Origin of the sequence: Mesorhizobium sp. M0166, from assembly GCF_040322255.1 — a bacterium.
GTDB lineage: Bacteria > Pseudomonadota > Alphaproteobacteria > Rhizobiales > Rhizobiaceae > Mesorhizobium.
In genome coordinates this window covers 58,314-75,199 of sequence record NZ_JAMYTD010000007.1, presented here as the reverse complement: position 1 = coordinate 75,199, position 16,886 = coordinate 58,314, and the positions used below count along the sequence as shown (strand labels likewise).

20 protein-coding genes and 2 pseudogenes are annotated in these 16,886 nt (G+C 60.7%); 17 read left to right on the top strand and 5 right to left on the bottom strand.

Annotated elements, in window-relative coordinates:
• Positions 1–53 precede the first annotated feature (53 nt).
• Genes NKJ46_RS11265 through NKJ46_RS11255 form a run of 3 tightly spaced genes read left to right on the top strand, consistent with a single transcriptional unit; the run spans position 54 to position 3,780 of the window.
• Positions 54–1,031 (top strand): chromate resistance protein ChrB domain-containing protein, encoded by a 978-nt coding sequence (locus NKJ46_RS11265; RefSeq protein WP_352664896.1) that lies wholly within the window; start codon positions 54–56, stop codon positions 1,029–1,031.
• Positions 1,032–1,048: 17 nt separating this feature from the next.
• A complete protein-coding gene (gene chrA / locus NKJ46_RS11260) occupies positions 1,049–2,464 on the top strand; it encodes a chromate efflux transporter (protein WP_352550975.1) in 1,416 nt (471 codons plus the stop codon).
• Positions 2,416–3,780, top strand: coding sequence for an MFS transporter (locus tag NKJ46_RS11255; protein ID WP_352664894.1), 1,365 nt, complete (start codon positions 2,416–2,418; stop codon positions 3,778–3,780). Before chrA ends, NKJ46_RS11255 begins: the two co-directional genes overlap by 49 nt.
• Before the next feature lie 93 nt (positions 3,781–3,873).
• Here the strand turns inward: NKJ46_RS11255 and NKJ46_RS11250 are convergent, their stop codons facing one another.
• Entirely contained in the window at positions 3,874–4,089 is a 216-nt protein-coding gene (locus NKJ46_RS11250) for a DUF1127 domain-containing protein (RefSeq protein WP_352664892.1), read from the bottom strand.
• A 119-nt stretch (positions 4,090–4,208) separates the two neighbouring features.
• Here NKJ46_RS11250 and NKJ46_RS11245 point away from each other — a divergent pair, with 119 nt between their 5' ends.
• The 3 genes from NKJ46_RS11245 (at position 4,209) to NKJ46_RS11235 (ending at position 7,048) form a co-directional block, all read left to right on the top strand.
• Complete coding sequence (locus NKJ46_RS11245) at positions 4,209–5,114, top strand: transcriptional regulator GcvA (RefSeq protein WP_352664890.1); 906 nt, start codon at positions 4,209–4,211, stop codon at positions 5,112–5,114.
• Between the two features lie 283 nt (positions 5,115–5,397).
• Positions 5,398–5,538, top strand: coding sequence for a hypothetical protein (locus NKJ46_RS11240; protein ID WP_023708325.1), 141 nt, complete (start codon positions 5,398–5,400; stop codon positions 5,536–5,538).
• A 166-nt stretch (positions 5,539–5,704) separates the two neighbouring features.
• Positions 5,705–7,048: a hemolysin family protein gene (locus NKJ46_RS11235; RefSeq protein ID WP_352664888.1), complete on the top strand. Its 1,344-nt coding sequence runs from the start codon at positions 5,705–5,707 to the stop codon at positions 7,046–7,048.
• Here NKJ46_RS11235 and NKJ46_RS11230 read toward each other — a convergent pair.
• The gene (locus NKJ46_RS11230) at positions 7,023–7,550 is read right to left on the bottom strand and encodes a DedA family protein (protein ID WP_352664886.1); all 528 of its coding nucleotides are present in this window, start codon (positions 7,548–7,550) and stop codon (positions 7,023–7,025) included. The two genes, NKJ46_RS11235 and NKJ46_RS11230, sit on opposite strands and share 26 nt — an antisense overlap.
• Before the next feature lie 105 nt (positions 7,551–7,655).
• Between NKJ46_RS11230 and NKJ46_RS11225 the strand changes: the two are divergent.
• From NKJ46_RS11225 to NKJ46_RS11205, 5 genes and pseudogenes are all read left to right on the top strand, one after another.
• Positions 7,656–7,748: pseudogene (locus NKJ46_RS11225) on the top strand (hypothetical protein); the annotation flags it as partial.
• 30 nt (positions 7,749–7,778) lie between these two features.
• The gene (locus tag NKJ46_RS11220) at positions 7,779–8,099 is read left to right on the top strand and encodes a hypothetical protein (RefSeq protein ID WP_352664884.1); all 321 of its coding nucleotides are present in this window, start codon (positions 7,779–7,781) and stop codon (positions 8,097–8,099) included.
• 106 nt (positions 8,100–8,205) lie between these two features.
• Entirely contained in the window at positions 8,206–8,670 is a 465-nt protein-coding gene (locus NKJ46_RS11215; protein WP_352664882.1) for an FAD-binding oxidoreductase, read from the top strand.
• A gap of 175 nt (positions 8,671–8,845) precedes the next feature.
• Positions 8,846–9,376, top strand: coding sequence for a hypothetical protein (locus NKJ46_RS11210; protein ID WP_352664880.1), 531 nt, complete (start codon positions 8,846–8,848; stop codon positions 9,374–9,376).
• Between the two features lie 58 nt (positions 9,377–9,434).
• Entirely contained in the window at positions 9,435–9,884 is a 450-nt protein-coding gene (locus NKJ46_RS11205; RefSeq protein ID WP_352664878.1) for a c-type cytochrome, read from the top strand.
• A 536-nt stretch (positions 9,885–10,420) separates the two neighbouring features.
• On the opposite strand, the gene NKJ46_RS11200 is transcribed toward NKJ46_RS11205, so the two are convergent.
• A complete protein-coding gene (locus tag NKJ46_RS11200; RefSeq protein WP_352664876.1) occupies positions 10,421–10,891 on the bottom strand; it encodes a MerR family transcriptional regulator in 471 nt (156 codons plus the stop codon).
• Positions 10,892–11,027: 136 nt separating this feature from the next.
• Between NKJ46_RS11200 and NKJ46_RS11195 the strand changes: the two genes are divergently transcribed.
• The 6 genes and pseudogenes from NKJ46_RS11195 to NKJ46_RS11170 all read left to right on the top strand — a co-directional run bounded on the left by NKJ46_RS11195 (position 11,028) and on the right by NKJ46_RS11170 (position 15,690).
• Positions 11,028–11,396 carry a mercuric transporter MerT family protein gene (locus NKJ46_RS11195; protein WP_352665100.1) on the top strand — a complete coding sequence of 123 codons (369 nt, stop codon included), beginning with the start codon at positions 11,028–11,030 and terminating at the stop codon, positions 11,394–11,396.
• A 38-nt stretch (positions 11,397–11,434) separates the two neighbouring features.
• Positions 11,435–11,743 (top strand): heavy-metal-associated domain-containing protein, encoded by a 309-nt coding sequence (locus NKJ46_RS11190; RefSeq protein WP_352664874.1) that lies wholly within the window; start codon positions 11,435–11,437, stop codon positions 11,741–11,743.
• A gap of 124 nt (positions 11,744–11,867) precedes the next feature.
• Complete coding sequence (merA, locus tag NKJ46_RS11185) at positions 11,868–13,307, top strand: mercury(II) reductase (protein WP_352664872.1); 1,440 nt, start codon at positions 11,868–11,870, stop codon at positions 13,305–13,307.
• A 6-nt stretch (positions 13,308–13,313) separates the two neighbouring features.
• Positions 13,314–13,997 carry an organomercurial lyase gene (merB, locus tag NKJ46_RS11180; protein ID WP_352664870.1) on the top strand — a complete coding sequence of 228 codons (684 nt, stop codon included), beginning with the start codon at positions 13,314–13,316 and terminating at the stop codon, positions 13,995–13,997.
• Between the two features lie 249 nt (positions 13,998–14,246).
• Positions 14,247–14,825, top strand: a pseudogene (locus tag NKJ46_RS11175) (cation efflux transmembrane domain-containing protein).
• Positions 14,826–14,853: 28 nt separating this feature from the next.
• Positions 14,854–15,690: a sulfite exporter TauE/SafE family protein gene (locus tag NKJ46_RS11170; protein WP_352664868.1), complete on the top strand. Its 837-nt coding sequence runs from the start codon at positions 14,854–14,856 to the stop codon at positions 15,688–15,690.
• 77 nt (positions 15,691–15,767) lie between these two features.
• On the opposite strand, the gene NKJ46_RS11165 is transcribed toward NKJ46_RS11170, so the two are convergent.
• Entirely contained in the window at positions 15,768–15,932 is a 165-nt protein-coding gene (locus NKJ46_RS11165; RefSeq protein ID WP_352665097.1) for a hypothetical protein, read from the bottom strand.
• 123 nt (positions 15,933–16,055) lie between these two features.
• Positions 16,056–16,817 (bottom strand): hypothetical protein, encoded by a 762-nt coding sequence (locus NKJ46_RS11160; RefSeq protein ID WP_352664866.1) that lies wholly within the window; start codon positions 16,815–16,817, stop codon positions 16,056–16,058.
• Positions 16,818–16,886: the final 69 nt, after the last annotated feature.

Sequence of the window (16,886 nt, the reverse complement as noted above, 5' to 3'; positions counted from 1 at the left end):
ATGTAAAATGATACAAGTGTTGCATTTGGCCTTGTTCGTGATACGGTTCACTTATGAGTGAGGGGCAACCTCAGGAGCAGCGCTGGCTGCTCCTGATCCATCAGCTGCCAAGCAAGCCCGCCTATTTCCGGGTGAAGATCTGGCGACGGTTGCAAGGCATCGGCGCGGTCGCAGTCAAAAGCACCGTTTACGCCCTGCCGGCCAATGCCGAGATGCAGGAGGATTTCGAATGGCTTCTCAAGGAGATCGTCGCTGGCGGCGGCGAGGCGATGATGTGCGAGGCGCGCCTCGTCGATGGTTTGTCCGACACCCAGGTCCGGGCGCTCTTCGACGCCGCCCGTGACGCCGATTATGCAGAGATCGTCGAGGAAGCGCGCGCTCTGGCCGCAGCAATCAAGACCGACGCGACAGCGGAAAAACATGCGGAAGCGCGTCCGCAGCTCGGCCGCTTGCGCAAGCGGCTCGCGGACGTCGTGACGATCGACTTCTTCGGCGCCAACGGTCGTCTCGCCAGCGAGGGACTGATCGCCGAACTCGAGGCACAGTTTATAGAGGACAAGGCCATGACCAAGGAACCGAAGAAGGCGGCCGAGCCGAGCGAGCTCAAGGGCCGGATTTGGGTCACGCGCCGGGACGTGTACGTCGACCGGATCGCCTGCAGCTGGCTGATCCGTCGCTTCATCGATGCCGATGCGATCATTCGCTTCGTGGCGGGCAAGGGATACGTGCCGAACGAGGGGGAATTGCGCTTCGACATGTTCGAGGGCGAAATCACCCATGAAGGCGACCGCTGCAGCTTTGAGGTGCTGCTTACCCGGGCCGGAATGAACGATCCGGCACTGCAGGCCATCGCCGAAATCGTCCATGACATCGACCTCAAGGACGGGAAGTTCGGCCGCGAGGAGGCGACGGGCATTGCCAGCCTGATCGCCGGCATCGCCATGGCGAACGAGAGCGACGAGCAACGGATCGCGCAGGGCGCTCCTGTCTTCGACAACCTCTATCAGTATTTCCGCAAGAAACGCGGATGACCGTCAGGACCCAAGCAATGGCCGATCTAGCGCAGCCCATCGCGACCCAGCCGCAGTCGGCCGAAACCCACGACCATGGCATTTCGTTCGCCGCCGCCATGCGCGTGTGGGCTCGCGTGGCAATGCTCAGTTTCGGCGGCCCGGCCGGCCAGATCGCCATGATGCACAGGATCATCGTGGAAGAAAAACGCTGGATCGGCGAGACCAGATTCCTGCATGCGCTCAACTACTGCACCCTGCTGCCCGGTCCGGAGGCGCAGCAATTGGCCATCTATATCGGCTGGCTTATGCACAAGACCAAAGGTGGTCTCGTCGCCGGAATCTTGTTCGTGCTGCCAGGCGCGATCGCCATCATGGCGCTCAGCTGGATTTACGCAATCTTCGGCAACGTCGGCGCCGTCCAGGCGCTCTTCTTCGGCCTGAAGGCTGCAGTTCTGGCCATCGTTCTCGAAGCGGTCCTGCGGATCGGTAGGCGGGCGCTCAGGAACAACGTGATGGTAGGCCTCGCTGCAGCAGCCTTCATTGCCTTGTTCTTCTTCCAGGCGCCGTTTCCGCTGGTCATCCTGGTCGCGGCCGTGATCGGTTACGTCGGCGGCAAGATGGGTTGGGCTGCATTCCAGACAGGCAACGGACACGGCAAGCTTGGCGGCACCCAGGTCAATGATGCCGACTCGGCACTCGGCGAAGGGGTGCCGGCTCATGCACGGCCATCCGCCCGGTGGTGGTTCGAGGTCGCCGGGGTGGGATTGCTGCTGTGGTTGGTCCCGGTCCTCGGGCTGCTTGTATTCCTTGGGCAAGGCAACGTCTTCACCGACATCGCGATCTTCTTTTCCAAGATGGCAGTGGTCACCTTTGGCGGTGCCTATGCGGTGCTTGCCTATGTCGCCCAGCAAGGCGTTGAACATTATGGCTGGCTCAAGCCGGGGGAGATGCTGGACGGCCTCGGCATGGCAGAAACGACACCCGGTCCGCTGATCATGGTCACCCAGTTTGTCGGCTTCATGGGAGCTTACCGCGCACCGGGCGTGCTTAATTCGTTGGTCGCCGGAACGCTCGGCGGCCTTCTGACGACGTGGGTGACCTTCGTCCCGTGTTTTCTCTGGATCTTTCTCGGCGCGCCGTACATAGAGTCGATGCGCAGCAACAAGGCCTTGTCAGCGGCGCTGTCGACCATCACGGCAGCGGTGGTTGGAGTGATCTTGAACCTGGCGGTGTGGTTCGCGCTTCACGTGCTGTTCCGCGAGCTGCGTGAGGTCAGCTGGCTGGGCATGACGCTGGACGTTCCCGTGTTCAACTCCATCAACCTGCCGTCTCTGGTGCTGACGCTCGGGGCGCTGCTGGCGGTATTCCGTTTCAAGATCGGTATGATCCCGGTGCTCGCCGCATGCTCGATCCTCGGCTTACTCTACGGGGTGGCCAGCGGATCGATTTAAGCTGTGCGGTCGGCGTAATCATTCACCGGGAGGCATTCTTGACAGCCCAAAGGCCGATGCATGCTTTGCGCGAACCGGCTGCAAGACGGCGGTTTGCACTCCTGCCTTCCGGTGCCGGGCCGGCAGCCACGTACCTGCTGACTTCGAGGGGGTTACGGGCGTTCGGTGATGGACTGGTCAGTCTCCTGCTTCCCGCCTATTTGGCCGCGCTCGGCTTCAACGCTTTCGAGATCGGGACACTCGCAACGGCGACGCTCGCGGGTTCGGCGGCGCTCACCTTGGCAGTCGGGTTTGTCGCGCACCATTTCTCCCGCCGCTCTCTGCTGATTGCAGCCGCCGTCCTGATGGTCGTCACGGGGATTGCCTTCGCGTTGGTTCACGATTTCTGGCCGCTGCTCCTTATCGCATTCGTCGGAACGCTGAACCCATCCTCGGGCGACGTCAGTGTGTTTCTGCCGCTGGAGCACGCGCAACTCGCTCACAGCGTCACTGATCGCGACCGCACCGCGCTCTTTGCACGCTACAGTCTCGTCGGTTCACTTGTTGGGGCCGTCGGGGCTCTGGCGGCTGGCGTCCCCGACCTACTCCGCCAGATTGTCGACCTGGACATCAAGCAAGCTCTCCAGATCGCCTTCCTGCTTTATGCCTTTCTGGGAGTAGGAGCGCTGCTCCTTTATCGGCAACTGCCGGACGAGCCGCTCGATGCTGGTGCGGTACCGGCAGAGCCATTGCGCAAGTCTCGAGCCATCGTCCTCACGCTCGCTGCGCTCTTCAGCCTTGATGCCTTTGCGGGAGGCTTCGTGGTCCAGTCATTGTTGGCTCTGTGGCTTTTCCAACAGTTCGGCCTATCACTCGCTGCCACGGGTGCGATCTTCTTCTTGACGGGCATCCTGTCGGCCGGGTCGTATCTGGTGGCAGTGCAAATCTCCAAACGGATCGGGCTCGTAAACACCATGGTGTTTACGCACCTGCCGTCCAGTCTTTGCCTTTTGCTCATTCCCTTCATGCCGAGCCTGGGGCCGGTCATTGTCCTTCTGCTGATCAGGAGCGCGTTGTCGCAGATGGATGTACCGACCCGCACCTCCTACGTCATGGCTGTGGTGACGCCGGGTGAGCGAGCAGCGGCGGCGAGTGTCACCGCTGTGCCTCGCAGCCTCGCGGCGGCCGCCAGTCCGATGCTTGCCGGCTCGCTACTCGCAATTTCCGGTTTCGGTTGGCCGCTGCTCATCGCGGGCGCCTTGAAGATTGTCTACGACATCCTTCTGCTTACAATGTTCCGTAAGGTTCGTCCGCCAGAGGAACGTCGGGATGGTTAGTAGCCGCCGCCGCAAGTGCCTTGCCTGACTTGGCAACGACAAGCGAAATGATGACCCTGCGCTGCCCGTGAGGATATCGGCCTCAGTCGAGAATTAGGCCTGCCACGGCCACTTTGCGCATTCCTTCCGAACCTGCGCAGGGCTCAGACCCAAGTCTGCCAGCTGATGATCTTCGAGTTCGGCCAGCTGTTCCCGTTGGCGATGGATTTCGATCCAGCGCGCCACCGATGCCATCGAGCGCACTAAATTTTCCATGACGCGATAGGCACTTGCCTGTGGCGATGAACGCCTCGGCGTCTCAATCAACATTTCTCATCCTTCCGGAGTGCACTGGTTGACGTGTGCTGCGGAAATGCGCCAATCTGCCCACGGGCGCAAAGCATGGTTTCTCGTGCTTGGCCCAATATTTCTCATGACATGGTGCGAAATTGGCCCGCCGACTGCCATCACTCAACGCCCTCAAAGCCTTCGAGGCGGCGGCGCGCCACGAGAGCTTCACCAGGGCGGCGGACGAACTTTCCGTCACGCAGGGTGCGGTGAGCCATCAGGTGAAGGCGCTCGAACTCGAATTGGGCATCAGGCTGTTCGATCGTGAACGTCAAAAGCTGAGCATCACACGAGCCGGCCTCTCCTATCTGGAGGTGGTGCGCGATGCCTTCGACCGTATAGCTCTCGGCACGCAACGCATCCAGCATCTATCTCGGGCCGGAGCGTTGACGGTCAGCACGTCGCCCGACTTTGCCGCCAAGTGGTTGGTAAACCGCCTTGGCAGGTTTGCCGAGACGCATCCGGACATCGATCTCAGGATTTCCGCAACCATGCATCACGTCGACTTCGCTAGAGAGGACGTCGATCTTGCCGTGCGGCATGGCGATGGCAATTGGGCGGGGCATGATGTTGTCCGCCTGTGCTCCGAGCAACTGTTCGTGGTCTGCAGTCCCAAACTTCACCAGCGGATGCGCGAGCCGTCCGATGTGCTGAACTTTCCGTTGCTGCATCTTGATGACCGAAAGGACTGGTCGGAATGGCTCGAGGCCGCTGGCGTGGTCAATGCCGAACTCTCCCACGGACCGGTCTTGAACCGCGCCAGCATGGTCATAGACGCCGCCGTCGACGGCCAGGGCGTCGCACTCGCCCGCACCACGCTTGCGGCTTGGGACCTCATCAACGGGCGCCTCGTAAGGCCGTTCGCCACGACGCTGCGATTGTCCAAGACCTACTGGATCGTCTGCCCCAAGGCGACGTCGATGCTCCCCAAAATCACGGCATTCCGTGACTGGCTGTTGGCTGAGACCGCCGATGATGTGCGCCGCCTCAACATGCTCGGTCCATAGGCGTAAGATCGAATCGTGAAGGTCAAGCAGTCGGAAAAGGTACTCGAAGGGCTCAATTGTTCAACGGGCTTCTGCGACGGGCGAACTCCGGTTACCGGCCGCGAGAAGTAATTCGGACGAACGGCGATAAACGCAGATAAGAGTCCGCTAGCGCGCCAGCGCGACCTTCAGCATGGTGAGCCGCGATGTCCGGGGTGGCTATTCATACTGAGTTCAACCGCAGTCGGCGAGACCGGATGCTGGCTCGCACCAGGCCCTATGGTGCGCCTCGGGAGATGATAAGATGACCGATCTTCAGAAGATCATTTGGATGATAGTGCTGGCGATCCTCGCCGGGATCGCGGTTATTTTACTAAATCACTGGATCAAAGGCGACCTGTCCGCAGCGCTGCCATTGACCTTGATCACCGAGAAGCCAGTTTGAGCTCGGCCGTCTGCGGAGAGGATTTGGTCATTCTGCCACTCATTGACCGGCAGTCAACGACGCTACCGTGATAGCTGCGCAATGATGCTCAAGGCCGAACGGCGGTTGCGCGATAGCGGCAAATACGCTTCAGAGACGACCGTAGCTTTTTCATACCGAGGATATCATGCCGGCGGACGATGGTAGCCTACGCGACATTCTTGGAATTTTGTTGGTTCTCGTACTCGTAGGCGCAAACGGCTTCTTTGTCGCCGCCGAGTTTGCCCTGGTAGCGGTTAGACGCAGCCGCGTCGACGAGCTTGCGGCTGCCGGGCGCTTGAACGCCGGCCGGCTTCAAAAAGCCTTGGTCAATCTCGATGCCAATCTGGCTGCGACCCAGCTCGGCATCACCATTTCATCGCTGGCGCTCGGCTGGGTCGGTGAACCCGCACTTGCCCATCTGATCGAGCCACTCCTCTTGGGAGTAATGGGGTCCCTGGCTACGGCAGCTTCGCACACGATCGCCGTCGTAATCGCTTTCATCATCATCACCGCTCTTCACATCGTCCTGGGCGAATTGGCGCCGAAAAGCCTGGCGCTTCAACGCAGCGAAGGCACGGCACTCTGGGTCGTACGCCCGCTCGGCCTGTTTCTGTTTCTGCTGAGACCAGCGATCCTCGCTCTGAACGGTCTCGGCAATCTAGTGCTGCGTCTCTGCGGTCTGCGCCCGGGCACAGGGGAGGTGTCCTTGCATTCGCCTGACGAGCTGAAGCTGCTCGTGGCGGCAAGCCAGGAGGCAGGATTGCTTCACCAAACTCAGCAGGAACTTGTCGAGCGTGTCTTCAACATCGGAGATCGGCGCATCGCCGATATCATGACACCGCGACGCGATATCGACTGGATCGACGCTGACGACAGCCCAGACGAGATTCTGCGCACCATCCGCGAATGTCGCCATGAGCAGCTTCTGGTCGGCCGGGGCGGGATTGACGAACCGCTCGGCATGATCCTGAAGAAGGATCTCCTTGACCAGGTGCTCGATGGAAAAACGCTCGATCCGATGGCGGTTATCCGCGAACCCGTGATCGTCCACGAAGGAACGCAAATCTTCCGCGTTCTCGATCAATTCAAGCGGGCGCCGGTGCGCTTGGCGATCGTCATCGACGAATATGGCGCTCTGGAGGGGATCGTCACCCAGACCGATCTGCTCGAAGCCATCGCAGGCGACCTTCCAGACCTGGAAGGTGAAGACCCCGATGTCGTCGAACGTGATGACGGTTCCCTGCTGATCGACGGGATGATGCTGGCGCATGATGCCTTCGCTCGCCTGGGCTTTCGATCAGGGGCGGCAGAGGGTGATTTTCATACGATCGCCGGGTTCGCTTTGTCCCAGCTGGGTCACCTTCCGGAAGCTGGCGAGCGGTTTGACTATGAAGGCTGGCGCTTCGAGATCCTCGATATGGACGGAAGGCGGATCGACAAGCTGCTCGCGCGCCGTGAAGTGCCTACATCCAAGCCTGCACCCATTTGAGACCGAACGCACCTGGCGCGAGTATGCCTGTCGCCCACAGCAAGGCCGAGGTTACGTTGGCGATCTGAAACGTCAAAGCAGGCATCTCACAGACGCCCGCAACCAATGGAACGGAGGCGCGCAACGGACCTGAGAAGCGCCCGATGAACACCCCCACCCCACCCCAGCGTTCGAAGAATCTATGGCCACGCGGAAGAAGATCGGGGTAGCGCGTCAGGGGCCAATAGTGCGACACCCTGTCTCCCAGCCGGGTGCCAACCCAGTAGGACAGCCAATCACCCAGCACCGCGCCGATGATCGCCGCCAGCCACAACGGCCAGAACGCGACGCCGCTTTCGCCGATCAGAAAACCCACGCCAATGAGGATCACGGTTGCGGGAAGCAGCAGCGAGATGAAGGCCAGCGATTCGCCGAAGGCCAGCAAGAGCACCAGCGGGATGCCCCATGCCTGATGCGCCCGCATAAAAGCGATCGTCGCTTGAGTGATCTCATCGAGACTCATTCGTTGGTTGCCCTATCAAGGAGAGGGGTCGCGATACTAGAACCAGCCCGGCACGGGTAGGCGCGGGCTGCACTCAGGGCGACGTCGACCACCCATGCCTTTGGGCTGGCTGTACCGGCGGGCATCATCTCGACCACCGGGATCGCCGGACTGACGCTGAGTGGCGGCCACGGCTATCTGACGCGCAAATATGGCCTGACCATCGACAATCTGATCGAGGCCGATGTCGTGCTTGCCGACGGAAGCTTCGTCACCGCCAGCAAGGAACGGGACCCCAACCTGTTCTGGGCGCTGCGTGGCGGTGGCGGCAATTTCGGCGTCGTCACCAGTTTTGTGTTCCAGCTTCACCGGGTCAACATGGTCTTTGCGGGGCCGATCGCATTTGATCAGCAACACGGCCGCACCATCATGCAGCGTTATCGCGAGTTCCTGCCGGACGCGCCCGAGGAACTCGGGATCTTCCTCGGGCTCAAGACAATCCTCTCGAGCGCGCCGTTTCCGGAAGAGTTTTGGGGGAAAGCGGATGTGTCTCCTGATGTGTTGCTATAGCGGTCCGGAGGAAAAGGGTAGAGAGGCGCTAGCCCCGCTCATCGATGCGCTCCCTGCGCCTTGGTTCAATTGGATGGGAACGATGCCCTATCCCGCCGTGCAGAGCATGTTCGACGGGCTCTACCTGAAGGGGATGCAGTGGTATTGGCGGGGCGATTTCGTCAAGACACTGTCTGACGCGGCGATTGACGCTCATCTCGATCAGGCGGCGAAGACGCCGAGCGAGCTATCGCTCATGCATCTCTATCCGATCGATGGAGCCGTCCATCGCATCGGCAAAGACCAGACAGCCTGGAATTGCCGTGATGCGACCTGGTCGATGGTTATCGCAGGGATCGATCCGGACCCACAGAAAGCGGGGCCGGTGACGCGCTGGACCAAGGCCTATTGGGAGGCGGTGCATCCGTTCGATCTGGGTGGCGCCTACCTGAACTTCATGATGGATGACGAGGGCGATGCAAGGCTCAAGGCGGCCTATGGTGACAACTACGAGCGCCTGGCTACGCTGAAGAAGACATACGACCCGAACAACCTCTTCAGGGTGAACCAAAACATTCGGCCGGCCGCCTGACGGGCGGCCCTCGTCAGGCGGCCCGGCGTCACATCCCTAGGTGACCCAACGTAATATTAGGAGTATCTTATGTCTTCGGCGCGCCCAAGTCCTAGGGCAGCAGCCAACTCCAAAGAGCGGGAGCTGTGCTCGTTGCGATGCGCCGGCAAAATCTGCGCTCGCTAAGGAGGAGGAAATGCGCATCCATTCAAGCCCCGTGTTTTTGGCAGCTCTCGCCGCCGCTTGGGCATTCCCCGCACCTGCGGCTGATAAAAGCGAAGAGCAGTTGATTGAGAATGCGATTACGGCAGCACCGGAGGCTGTCGGCAAAAACGCCGCCGTCGTGAATTGGGAGATGAAGACGATAAGAAAGGGCACGAACGGCTTCACATGCATCCCGGACGACCCTGGAACTCCCGCCGACGATCCGATGTGCACAGATGAGAACGGGATGGCGTGGATGCACGCGATCATGTCAAAGAGCGAGCCGCCGAAAGGCAAGGTCGCTTTCGCCTACATGCTAAAGGGGGGCGATGCGGCCAGCAATACCGACCCCTTTGCAACCAAGCCGGCGGAAGGGGCCGAATGGCTACATGATGGTCCCCATGTCATGGTCATGAACGCACCGGACATTATGGCCTTGTATCCCCACGAGCCGGACCAGACGCAGCCATATGTCATGTTCCCCGACACCCCCTATGCGCACCTGATGATTCCGGTCAAGTAGTCGAATAAGACCTGCCGCTTAGCGCAGCGGCGGGTCCCGTCGTGGACGAAAGATTTGAATGTTCAAGCTCGCGGCCATTGCGTTAGCAGCCATGCTCATTGCGGGTGCGGCGCTGGCACACAAGGGGGCGACGGGTATCATCGCCGAACGCATGACAGCGATGAAGAACATGGGCCGCGAGCTGAAGGCCATCGGAGAGATGCTCGCGGGCAGGGCGCCGTTCGATGCGGCGGCCATTGTTCAGCATGCCGGTGCTCTCCACGACAATTGCCACCGAACCACGACCTTGTTTCCGCCCGGCAGCATCGATCATCACAGCAATGCCTTGCCGGCAATTTGGGAAAAGCCGGAGGCTTTCCACGAGGCAATGCAGGGGCTGCATAACGCGACCGAGACTTTTGTTGCGACAGCGACCCTCGGCGATAAGCCCGCGCTCGCCGCTTCTTTCGAGCGGATCAGGAAAATCTGCAACGGATGCCATGAGAGGTTTCGGTCGCCTGAGAATTGACTCGATAAACCGAGGCGCTGACCCTGGCCGGCCCAGGTAGCGGACCCAAGTACAGAGAGCTTGGCCGTCTTGCGTTTCCACGAGGAGAGATTTGCTATCTGACCTTGATGACGACCTTGCCCCAGAACGGATCCATATTTTCGGCCGCGCTTGCCTTGAGTGACTTAGGGTCAGTTCACGACCCTGGCACTAACTGTCTGATATCTGTCTACGAAGCCAGAAAGCTGCCACTCCGCAATCGGCCCAAAGAATAGGACGCTCATATGTCTGGCGCTGCGTGTAGGCAGTTGGAGCATGTGTGACTTTTAGTCAGACGGCGGGGCGCCTGGCACAGGCTTTCGATAAAATGGCCGCCAGGTTCGAACGGAACATGCGTTTTAGTATTCCGTACAGGGTTTCACGACGAATATTGGCCTACTAACTTCAGTCTTTACTCAGGCCATGCCGATGTAAAGAAAAAAGGTCGTATTCCGTACATGGCCAGATGCTAGCGGAATTACCAGACGATGGCTGTACGGCGGAGGCCACAGCATGATTTATGCTGGCGAGGCGCCTTTCACGGCACGAGACCTGCGATTGAGCGTTCGCCCGCGTACTGGCCGCATCTCGAACAGAGCATCGATGATCGGACACTCCGGAAGCTGATCCGCCGTGCATCGCGCAGCCATGTCCGACATCACGCGTTCCAGCCGTCGCAGGTCGGCGATCTTCTGACGAATATCGGCGAGATGCTTGACGGTGAGCGCATGCACCTCGCCGCACGTGTAGGTATGCCCATCGACCAGATGAAGCAGGCCACGCAGCTCATCGAGGCTGAAGCCAAGCTCCCGCCCTCGGCGGACGAAATGCAGGCGTCTCACATGTTCCGTTCCGTAGACCCGGTAGCCGCCGGCGCTGCGCGCGGGCGACGGCATGACGCCGATCTTCTCATAGTAACGGATCGTCTCGATGTTCACGCCGCTGCGCTCTGACAGAACACCAATGGAAAGCCCTTCGGTCGTCTTCATAGCTGCCCTCGCAAAGACGTGATCGGTCCACGCTTGACCCTGTAGTCACTACAGACAGTAGGGTTACCATAGACGAATTACGGGAGCGGCTTCAATGACAGTTCGAGACAAAGCAACGGTGCTGGCAAGCGTGGACATGGTACCGACGCGAAACCGCTTTGATGGGGCGGCCCTGCTGTCGGTCGGCGGCATCCTGGCAGCACTGGGCGCGGCAAGCTGCTGCATGGTGCCGTTCGGCCTGTTCCTTGCCGGCGTCAGTGGCGCTTGGATCGGCAATCTGACCGCGCTTGAACCCTACCAGCCAATCTTCGCGGCGGTTTCGTTGGGCTTCATTGGTTACGGAGCCTGGCGTGTTTACCGGAGGCCCAAGGTCGCCTGCGCAGACGGCTACTGCGCCACGCCGCGCTCGGATCGGATCGCGAAAATCGGCCTCTGGACCGCAGGCGCAATGGTCGTCGTCGCGGTCGGTTTCCCCTACGCCGTTCGATATTTCCTCGTTTCCTGAGAACCCTAACCATGACCTCACCTGAAAGGATTCTAGCCATGAAACCTTACCTCGGCACCGTTTTCGGGCTTGGCCTATTGTTCGCGCCGATCGCTGCTCAGGCAGCGGAGGCCAAGGTCCTACTCGACGTGCACCACGCCGGCTGCGTGTTCTGCGGTCCAATCGTCAAGAGCACGCTGGAGCATGTAAAAGGGGTGTCCTCGGTTTCGGTCAGCCAGCCAGACGGAATAGCCGACGTAACAGCGTCGGTAAGGTATGACGACGGGCAGACTTCGCCCCAGGCGCTGATCAAGGCCACCACCGATCAGGGCTATCCGGCCGACATTTCGAAAAAGACGAGTGGCTGATGTGCCGCAGTCGGTCGCCAAGGGCTACGATGTCTCAGGGTCGGCTCCATCGACGCAACCGTTCCACCTCTTCATCCGCCGCTGATTGCTGCGAGGCGGGCAATAACTCACGAAAGTTGAAGTCATGAGCGACTGCTGCATGCCAAGCGCAAACAACGGAAACGGTCGTTACGACCTTGTTGTCGTCGGCGCCGGCTCAGCCGGCTTCTCGGCAGCGATCGCCGCCGCCGAACAGGGTGCTCAGGTTGCTCTCGTCGGGCACGGTACGATCGGCGGCACCTGCGTCAATGTCGGCTGCGTTCCCTCGAAAACGCTGATCCGCGCCACCGAAGCCGTGCATCACGCCAATGCCGCTCCGGTCCGGTTCGCTGGCATTGAAGGCGGCGCCCGTGTGGTCGATTGGGCTGCACAGGTCGCCCAGAAGGACGCTTTGGTTGCAGGACTGCGCCAGGCGAAATACGCTGACCTCCTGCCGGAATACAACAACATGGTCTACCGGGAAGGCCGGGCGCGGCTCGTCGACGGCGGCGTCGACGTGAATGGGCAGCGCCTCGCCTCGGAGCGCATAATCATTGCGACGGGCGCTCGCCCGGCAGTGCCGACTATCCCGGGGATCGCCGATGTGCCGTCCCTCGACAGCACAACCGCGCTCGCCCTGACCCGACTGCCGCGTACTATGATTGTCGTCGGCGGCGGCTATATCGGGGCCGAACTCGCCCAAACCTTCGCACGAGCTGGCGTCGCGGTGACGCTTGTCTTCCGCAGCCGCCTTCTGCCGGAGGCTGAGCCCGAGATCGGGCAGGCGCTCGCGGGCTATCTGGCGGATGAAGGCATCGCGGTGATAGATGGCTTGACCTATGATTCCATCCGCAAAACCGAAGATGGCGGAGTGGCGCTCGCCATTCTCCGGAACGGCCGTCCAGAAGTATTGACTGCCGAACGGATCCTCGTAGCCACGGGGCGAACGCCGAACACCGAAGGCCTCGGACTTTCCGAGGCGGCCGTCGTGCAGACATCTTCCGGCGCAATCGTCGTCGACGATCGCATGCGCACCTCGAAGACAGGCGTCTACGCGGTGGGCGACGTGACGGGCAAAGATCAGTTCGTCTACATGGCTGCTTATGGCGCGAAACTTGCGGCCAGGAATGCCCTGAACGGCAACAGCCTCCGATATGACAACGCCGCGATGCCGGCCGTGATTTTTACCGATCCACAGGTTGCGAGCGTCGGATTGACCGAGGCGCAAGCCCGGGGTGCCGGGCACGTTGTGCGAACCTCGGTGCTCTCGCTTGACAATGTGCCGCGCGCGCTTGCGGCCCGCGATACAAGAGGGCTGATCAAGCTCGTCGCGGATGGGGCAACCCGAAAGCTGCTGGGGGCGCACATTCTGGCGCCGGAGGGCGCCGACAGCATCCAGACGGCGGCAATGGCCATTCGCTGCGGTCTTACGATCGATGACCTGTCGGAGACGATCTTCCCTTACCTCACAACCGTCGAGGGCCTGAAGCTCGCGGCTCAGGCGTTCGACAGGGACGTGAAGAAACTGTCCTGCTGCGCCGGATAGGGAACCATGACATTGACGCCGAAGATCCCCTCGCTGGAGGAGTACTGGCAAGCCTTGGAAATCCATCTGCTGCATTTCTCGCCCGAGGAACAGCACGCCGCAGTCGCGTTGTACCGCGAGCTTGCAAGGGGTCGCGCGGTCGATGCCGCGCAGTTGGGCCGGGTGCTCGGGATCTCTGCCGCCGGGGCCTTTGCGCTCCTCCAACGAGACTCGATCAAGCCTTTCGCCTACTTTGACGATCGGGGACGCGTACTCGGCTTTGGCGGGCTGGCGACGGCGCCGATGCATCATTCCCTGGAGGTAGACGGTCGCACTCTATGGACGTGGTGTGCCTGGGACAGTCTGTTCATTCCCGAAATCCTCGGCCGTCCGGCGCGCGTCACGTCGCCCGATCCGGAAAGCGGCGAGGTTGTGCGGCTTGTCGTGACGCCAGACAGGATCGAATCCGTCGAGCCTGACAAAGCCGTTGTCTCATTCATTCTGCCCGATGCGGAGATTTTCGGTACGTCCGCCGCCAACGTGATGGCGAAGTTTTGCCACTTTATCTTCTTTTTCGCGTCGCGCTCATCCGGTGAACGCTGGGTCGCCAAGCACCCAGGTACATTTCTGTATTCTCTTGGCGACGCCTTCGCCCTGGCAAAGCGGTTCAACGACAGAAGCTTCGGGCTGGAGTTGGCGCGACTGGCATGAGGTGCGGCGACGGCGATCGCGGCACAGCACGACCCCTGGCTGTGCCGTTGTTTTGCGATTTCGTCAGAGATAGAAGCGCTGCTTCCTCTTGCCGCCTTCTGCTCGGGTGCGTTTATGGAACAATGGCTTCAGCGCTCAACACCCCGACGTGAAGGAGGCCTGAAGGCTCTGGTCCCATGCAAAACCGTGATTTACTCACGAGCAGGCAACCCGGTGGCAGAATAACCCGGGCTCCGATATTTCACGGAGATGGGTTCTTCACTCCGTCGCATCGTCCTCAGCGTGGCGCTACTCAATCTCGCCTATTTGGCATCGAGTTCGCTCTGGCGCTCGCCATCGGGTCAGTGTCTCTGTTCGCCGACAGCATCGACTTTCTGGAAGATGCTTCGGTGAATCTCCTTATCCTGCTCGCACTCGGCTGGTCGTTGCGCTCTCGCGCACGGGTGGGGATGGCACTGGCGCTCATTCTGCTCGTGCCGAGCCTGGCAACGGTCTGGACGGCGTGGGAGAAGTTCAACATGCCTGTGCAACCACGCTATCGCCTTGACCCTGGCGGGACTCGGCGCTCTCGCCGTCAACTTTTCCTGTGCCTACATGCTCGCCGCGTACCGTCATCATAGCGGCTGTCTCACAAAGGCCGCGTTCCTGTCGGCCCGCAATGACGCATTCGCCAACATCGGCATTATTGCCGCAGGGCTGGTGACGGCCTTCTTGTGGCGATCGGCGTGGCCGGATCTGATCGTGGGGCTGGGCATCGCAGTGATGAACGCGGATGCGGCGCGCGAAGTGCGGCAGGCGGCGCGGGAAGAACATCGTTCCGTGGCCTAATTCGCCCTTCATGCCTCACTCGGTATCTATGGCCGGGCATTGCGGCTCATGCCATGTTGCCCAAAACGGTTGGGAATTGCGCGTGGCACAAAACAAGGCGTTGGCATTCGGTGGCGGGACGGTCATTGGTGCATTGGGCGGATTGATCGGCCTTGGCGGCGCAGAGTTTCGTTTGCCGCTCCTGATCGGGGCATTTCGGTTTGCGGCACTGGAAGCCGTGATCCTCAACAAGGCCATGAGCCTCGTGGTGGTGGCATCGGCGCTGCCCTTTCGCGCTCGCACGGTGCCGTTTTCCGAAATCGCTGGGCATTGGACCATAATTCTGAACTTGCTGGCCGGAAGCCTGCTTGGGGCTTGGCTCGGGGCAGGATGGGCAACACGCCTCAAGTCGGAAAATCTCTACCGCGTGATCGCCGTGCTTCTCGTCGTGATCGCTGCGGTTCTGATGTTCGGCCACGATGCGAGGTCGGGCGCACCCCTTTTGAACGGGGCTGCGCAAGCGGTGGCAGGCATTGCCGCCGGCTTCGTCATCGGCGTTGTGGCGTCTCTGCTTGGCGTGGCAGGAGGCGAACTTCTCATCCCCACCTTGGTGCTGCTGTTCGGCGCCGATATTAAACTGGCTGGGAGCCTGTCCCTCGCGGTTAGCCTACCGACCATGCTGGTGGGGTTCACCCGCTATAGTCGGAACCAGAGCTTTTCCGTCCTCGGCCGCAACAAGACCTTCTTACTCGTCATGGCGGCCGGCTCCATCGTCGGCACGTTCATCGGCGGCCTGCTGCTTGACGTTGTGCCGAGCCCAATCCTGCTGCCGGCCCTTGCTGCGATCCTGGTGATTTCCGCAGTGAACGTCTGGCGTCACAGATAGATTTTGGCCGTTCCGCGATCCAGACCATCAACCGCAACAGCGCCCGCCGCCAGGGGCGCCGGCCATATCCTTGAAGATCATGCAGTCCTGGCCAGGCCCGCCGGCGCAGGCGACGTTGCAGCGGGTGACGAAGCTATCCAGCCGACGTTCGAGCAAGCGCAGTTCGGCGATACCTGTGCAATGTCGCGCGTTTCCGCGCAATCGCGGTCGGTGTTGATCGATAGCTCCAGCAAGACGCGCACCTGATCGATACCGAAGCCGAAGTCTCGGCATTGCTTGATGAAGGTCAGCCGGCAGCGCAACCTGATGTGGCCAGTCGCGGTCTATGACCGATGGCGTTGGTGAGCCCCGACTGCGTTTGACCACTATTCGAAATGCATTGACTGGCCGCGCATCATTGCCAGCGTCAGCGCGATTGCAGGATTTGCCGGCGGCTTCTCCATATGCAAGGAGCCGTCGAAATCACGCCAAGCCGCCATGCGCAATTCATCATCGTCATCGTCATCGCCGGCCGCAGGGTCGAAAACGTGGGCATCACAGGGATCCCGGTCAATCTCGATTGTCCAATCCTTGAGCGCCTTGCGAGCCATCTCTTCGACCTGGGCAAGGTCGCTGGTGAAGAAGGGGATACGGTCTCCATCTTCCGAAAGGGGCTCAACGCGATCCAGCGTCGGCCGCTCGGGAACCCAACCGAGAACGAAGGCAATATCGAAATCGATCTGGCGGTCGGGGCCGGTCGTGAATTCCAGCCGCTTAACGACGTCAGGATAGAGCTGCTTCCGTTCTGGCCAGGTGTCTGGAATCGCCTCGGCTTGCAACTTCGTGCGGGGAACGTTGATCAGTTCCATGACCTGATGGCGCGGAACCTTGTCCTCCGGCCAGCCCGCACAACATGCAGCCGCCGCAGCCTCGTCGGCTTCCAACCAAACTGTGGCAGCGCGATCCTCGTCCTCGGTAGGCTTGTCGCCTTCCGGAAAGCCTTTGATATCCCACCCTTCCAACGCAAACAGCCCTTCCGCGCCTTGCAAAGCCGTAATGCCGGCGCGTGAAAACACTGCTTCGGCTGCCGCGATGCCGCGTGCGAGCTCTTGGGGTGTTGCGTCCTCAATGTTCAAGCGAAGTTCCATGGCTCGCCTCCTATGGCCTATCTCTGCCTATGCGAACAAAAAGAGAACAAAAAGTCAAGAGCGGCCTTG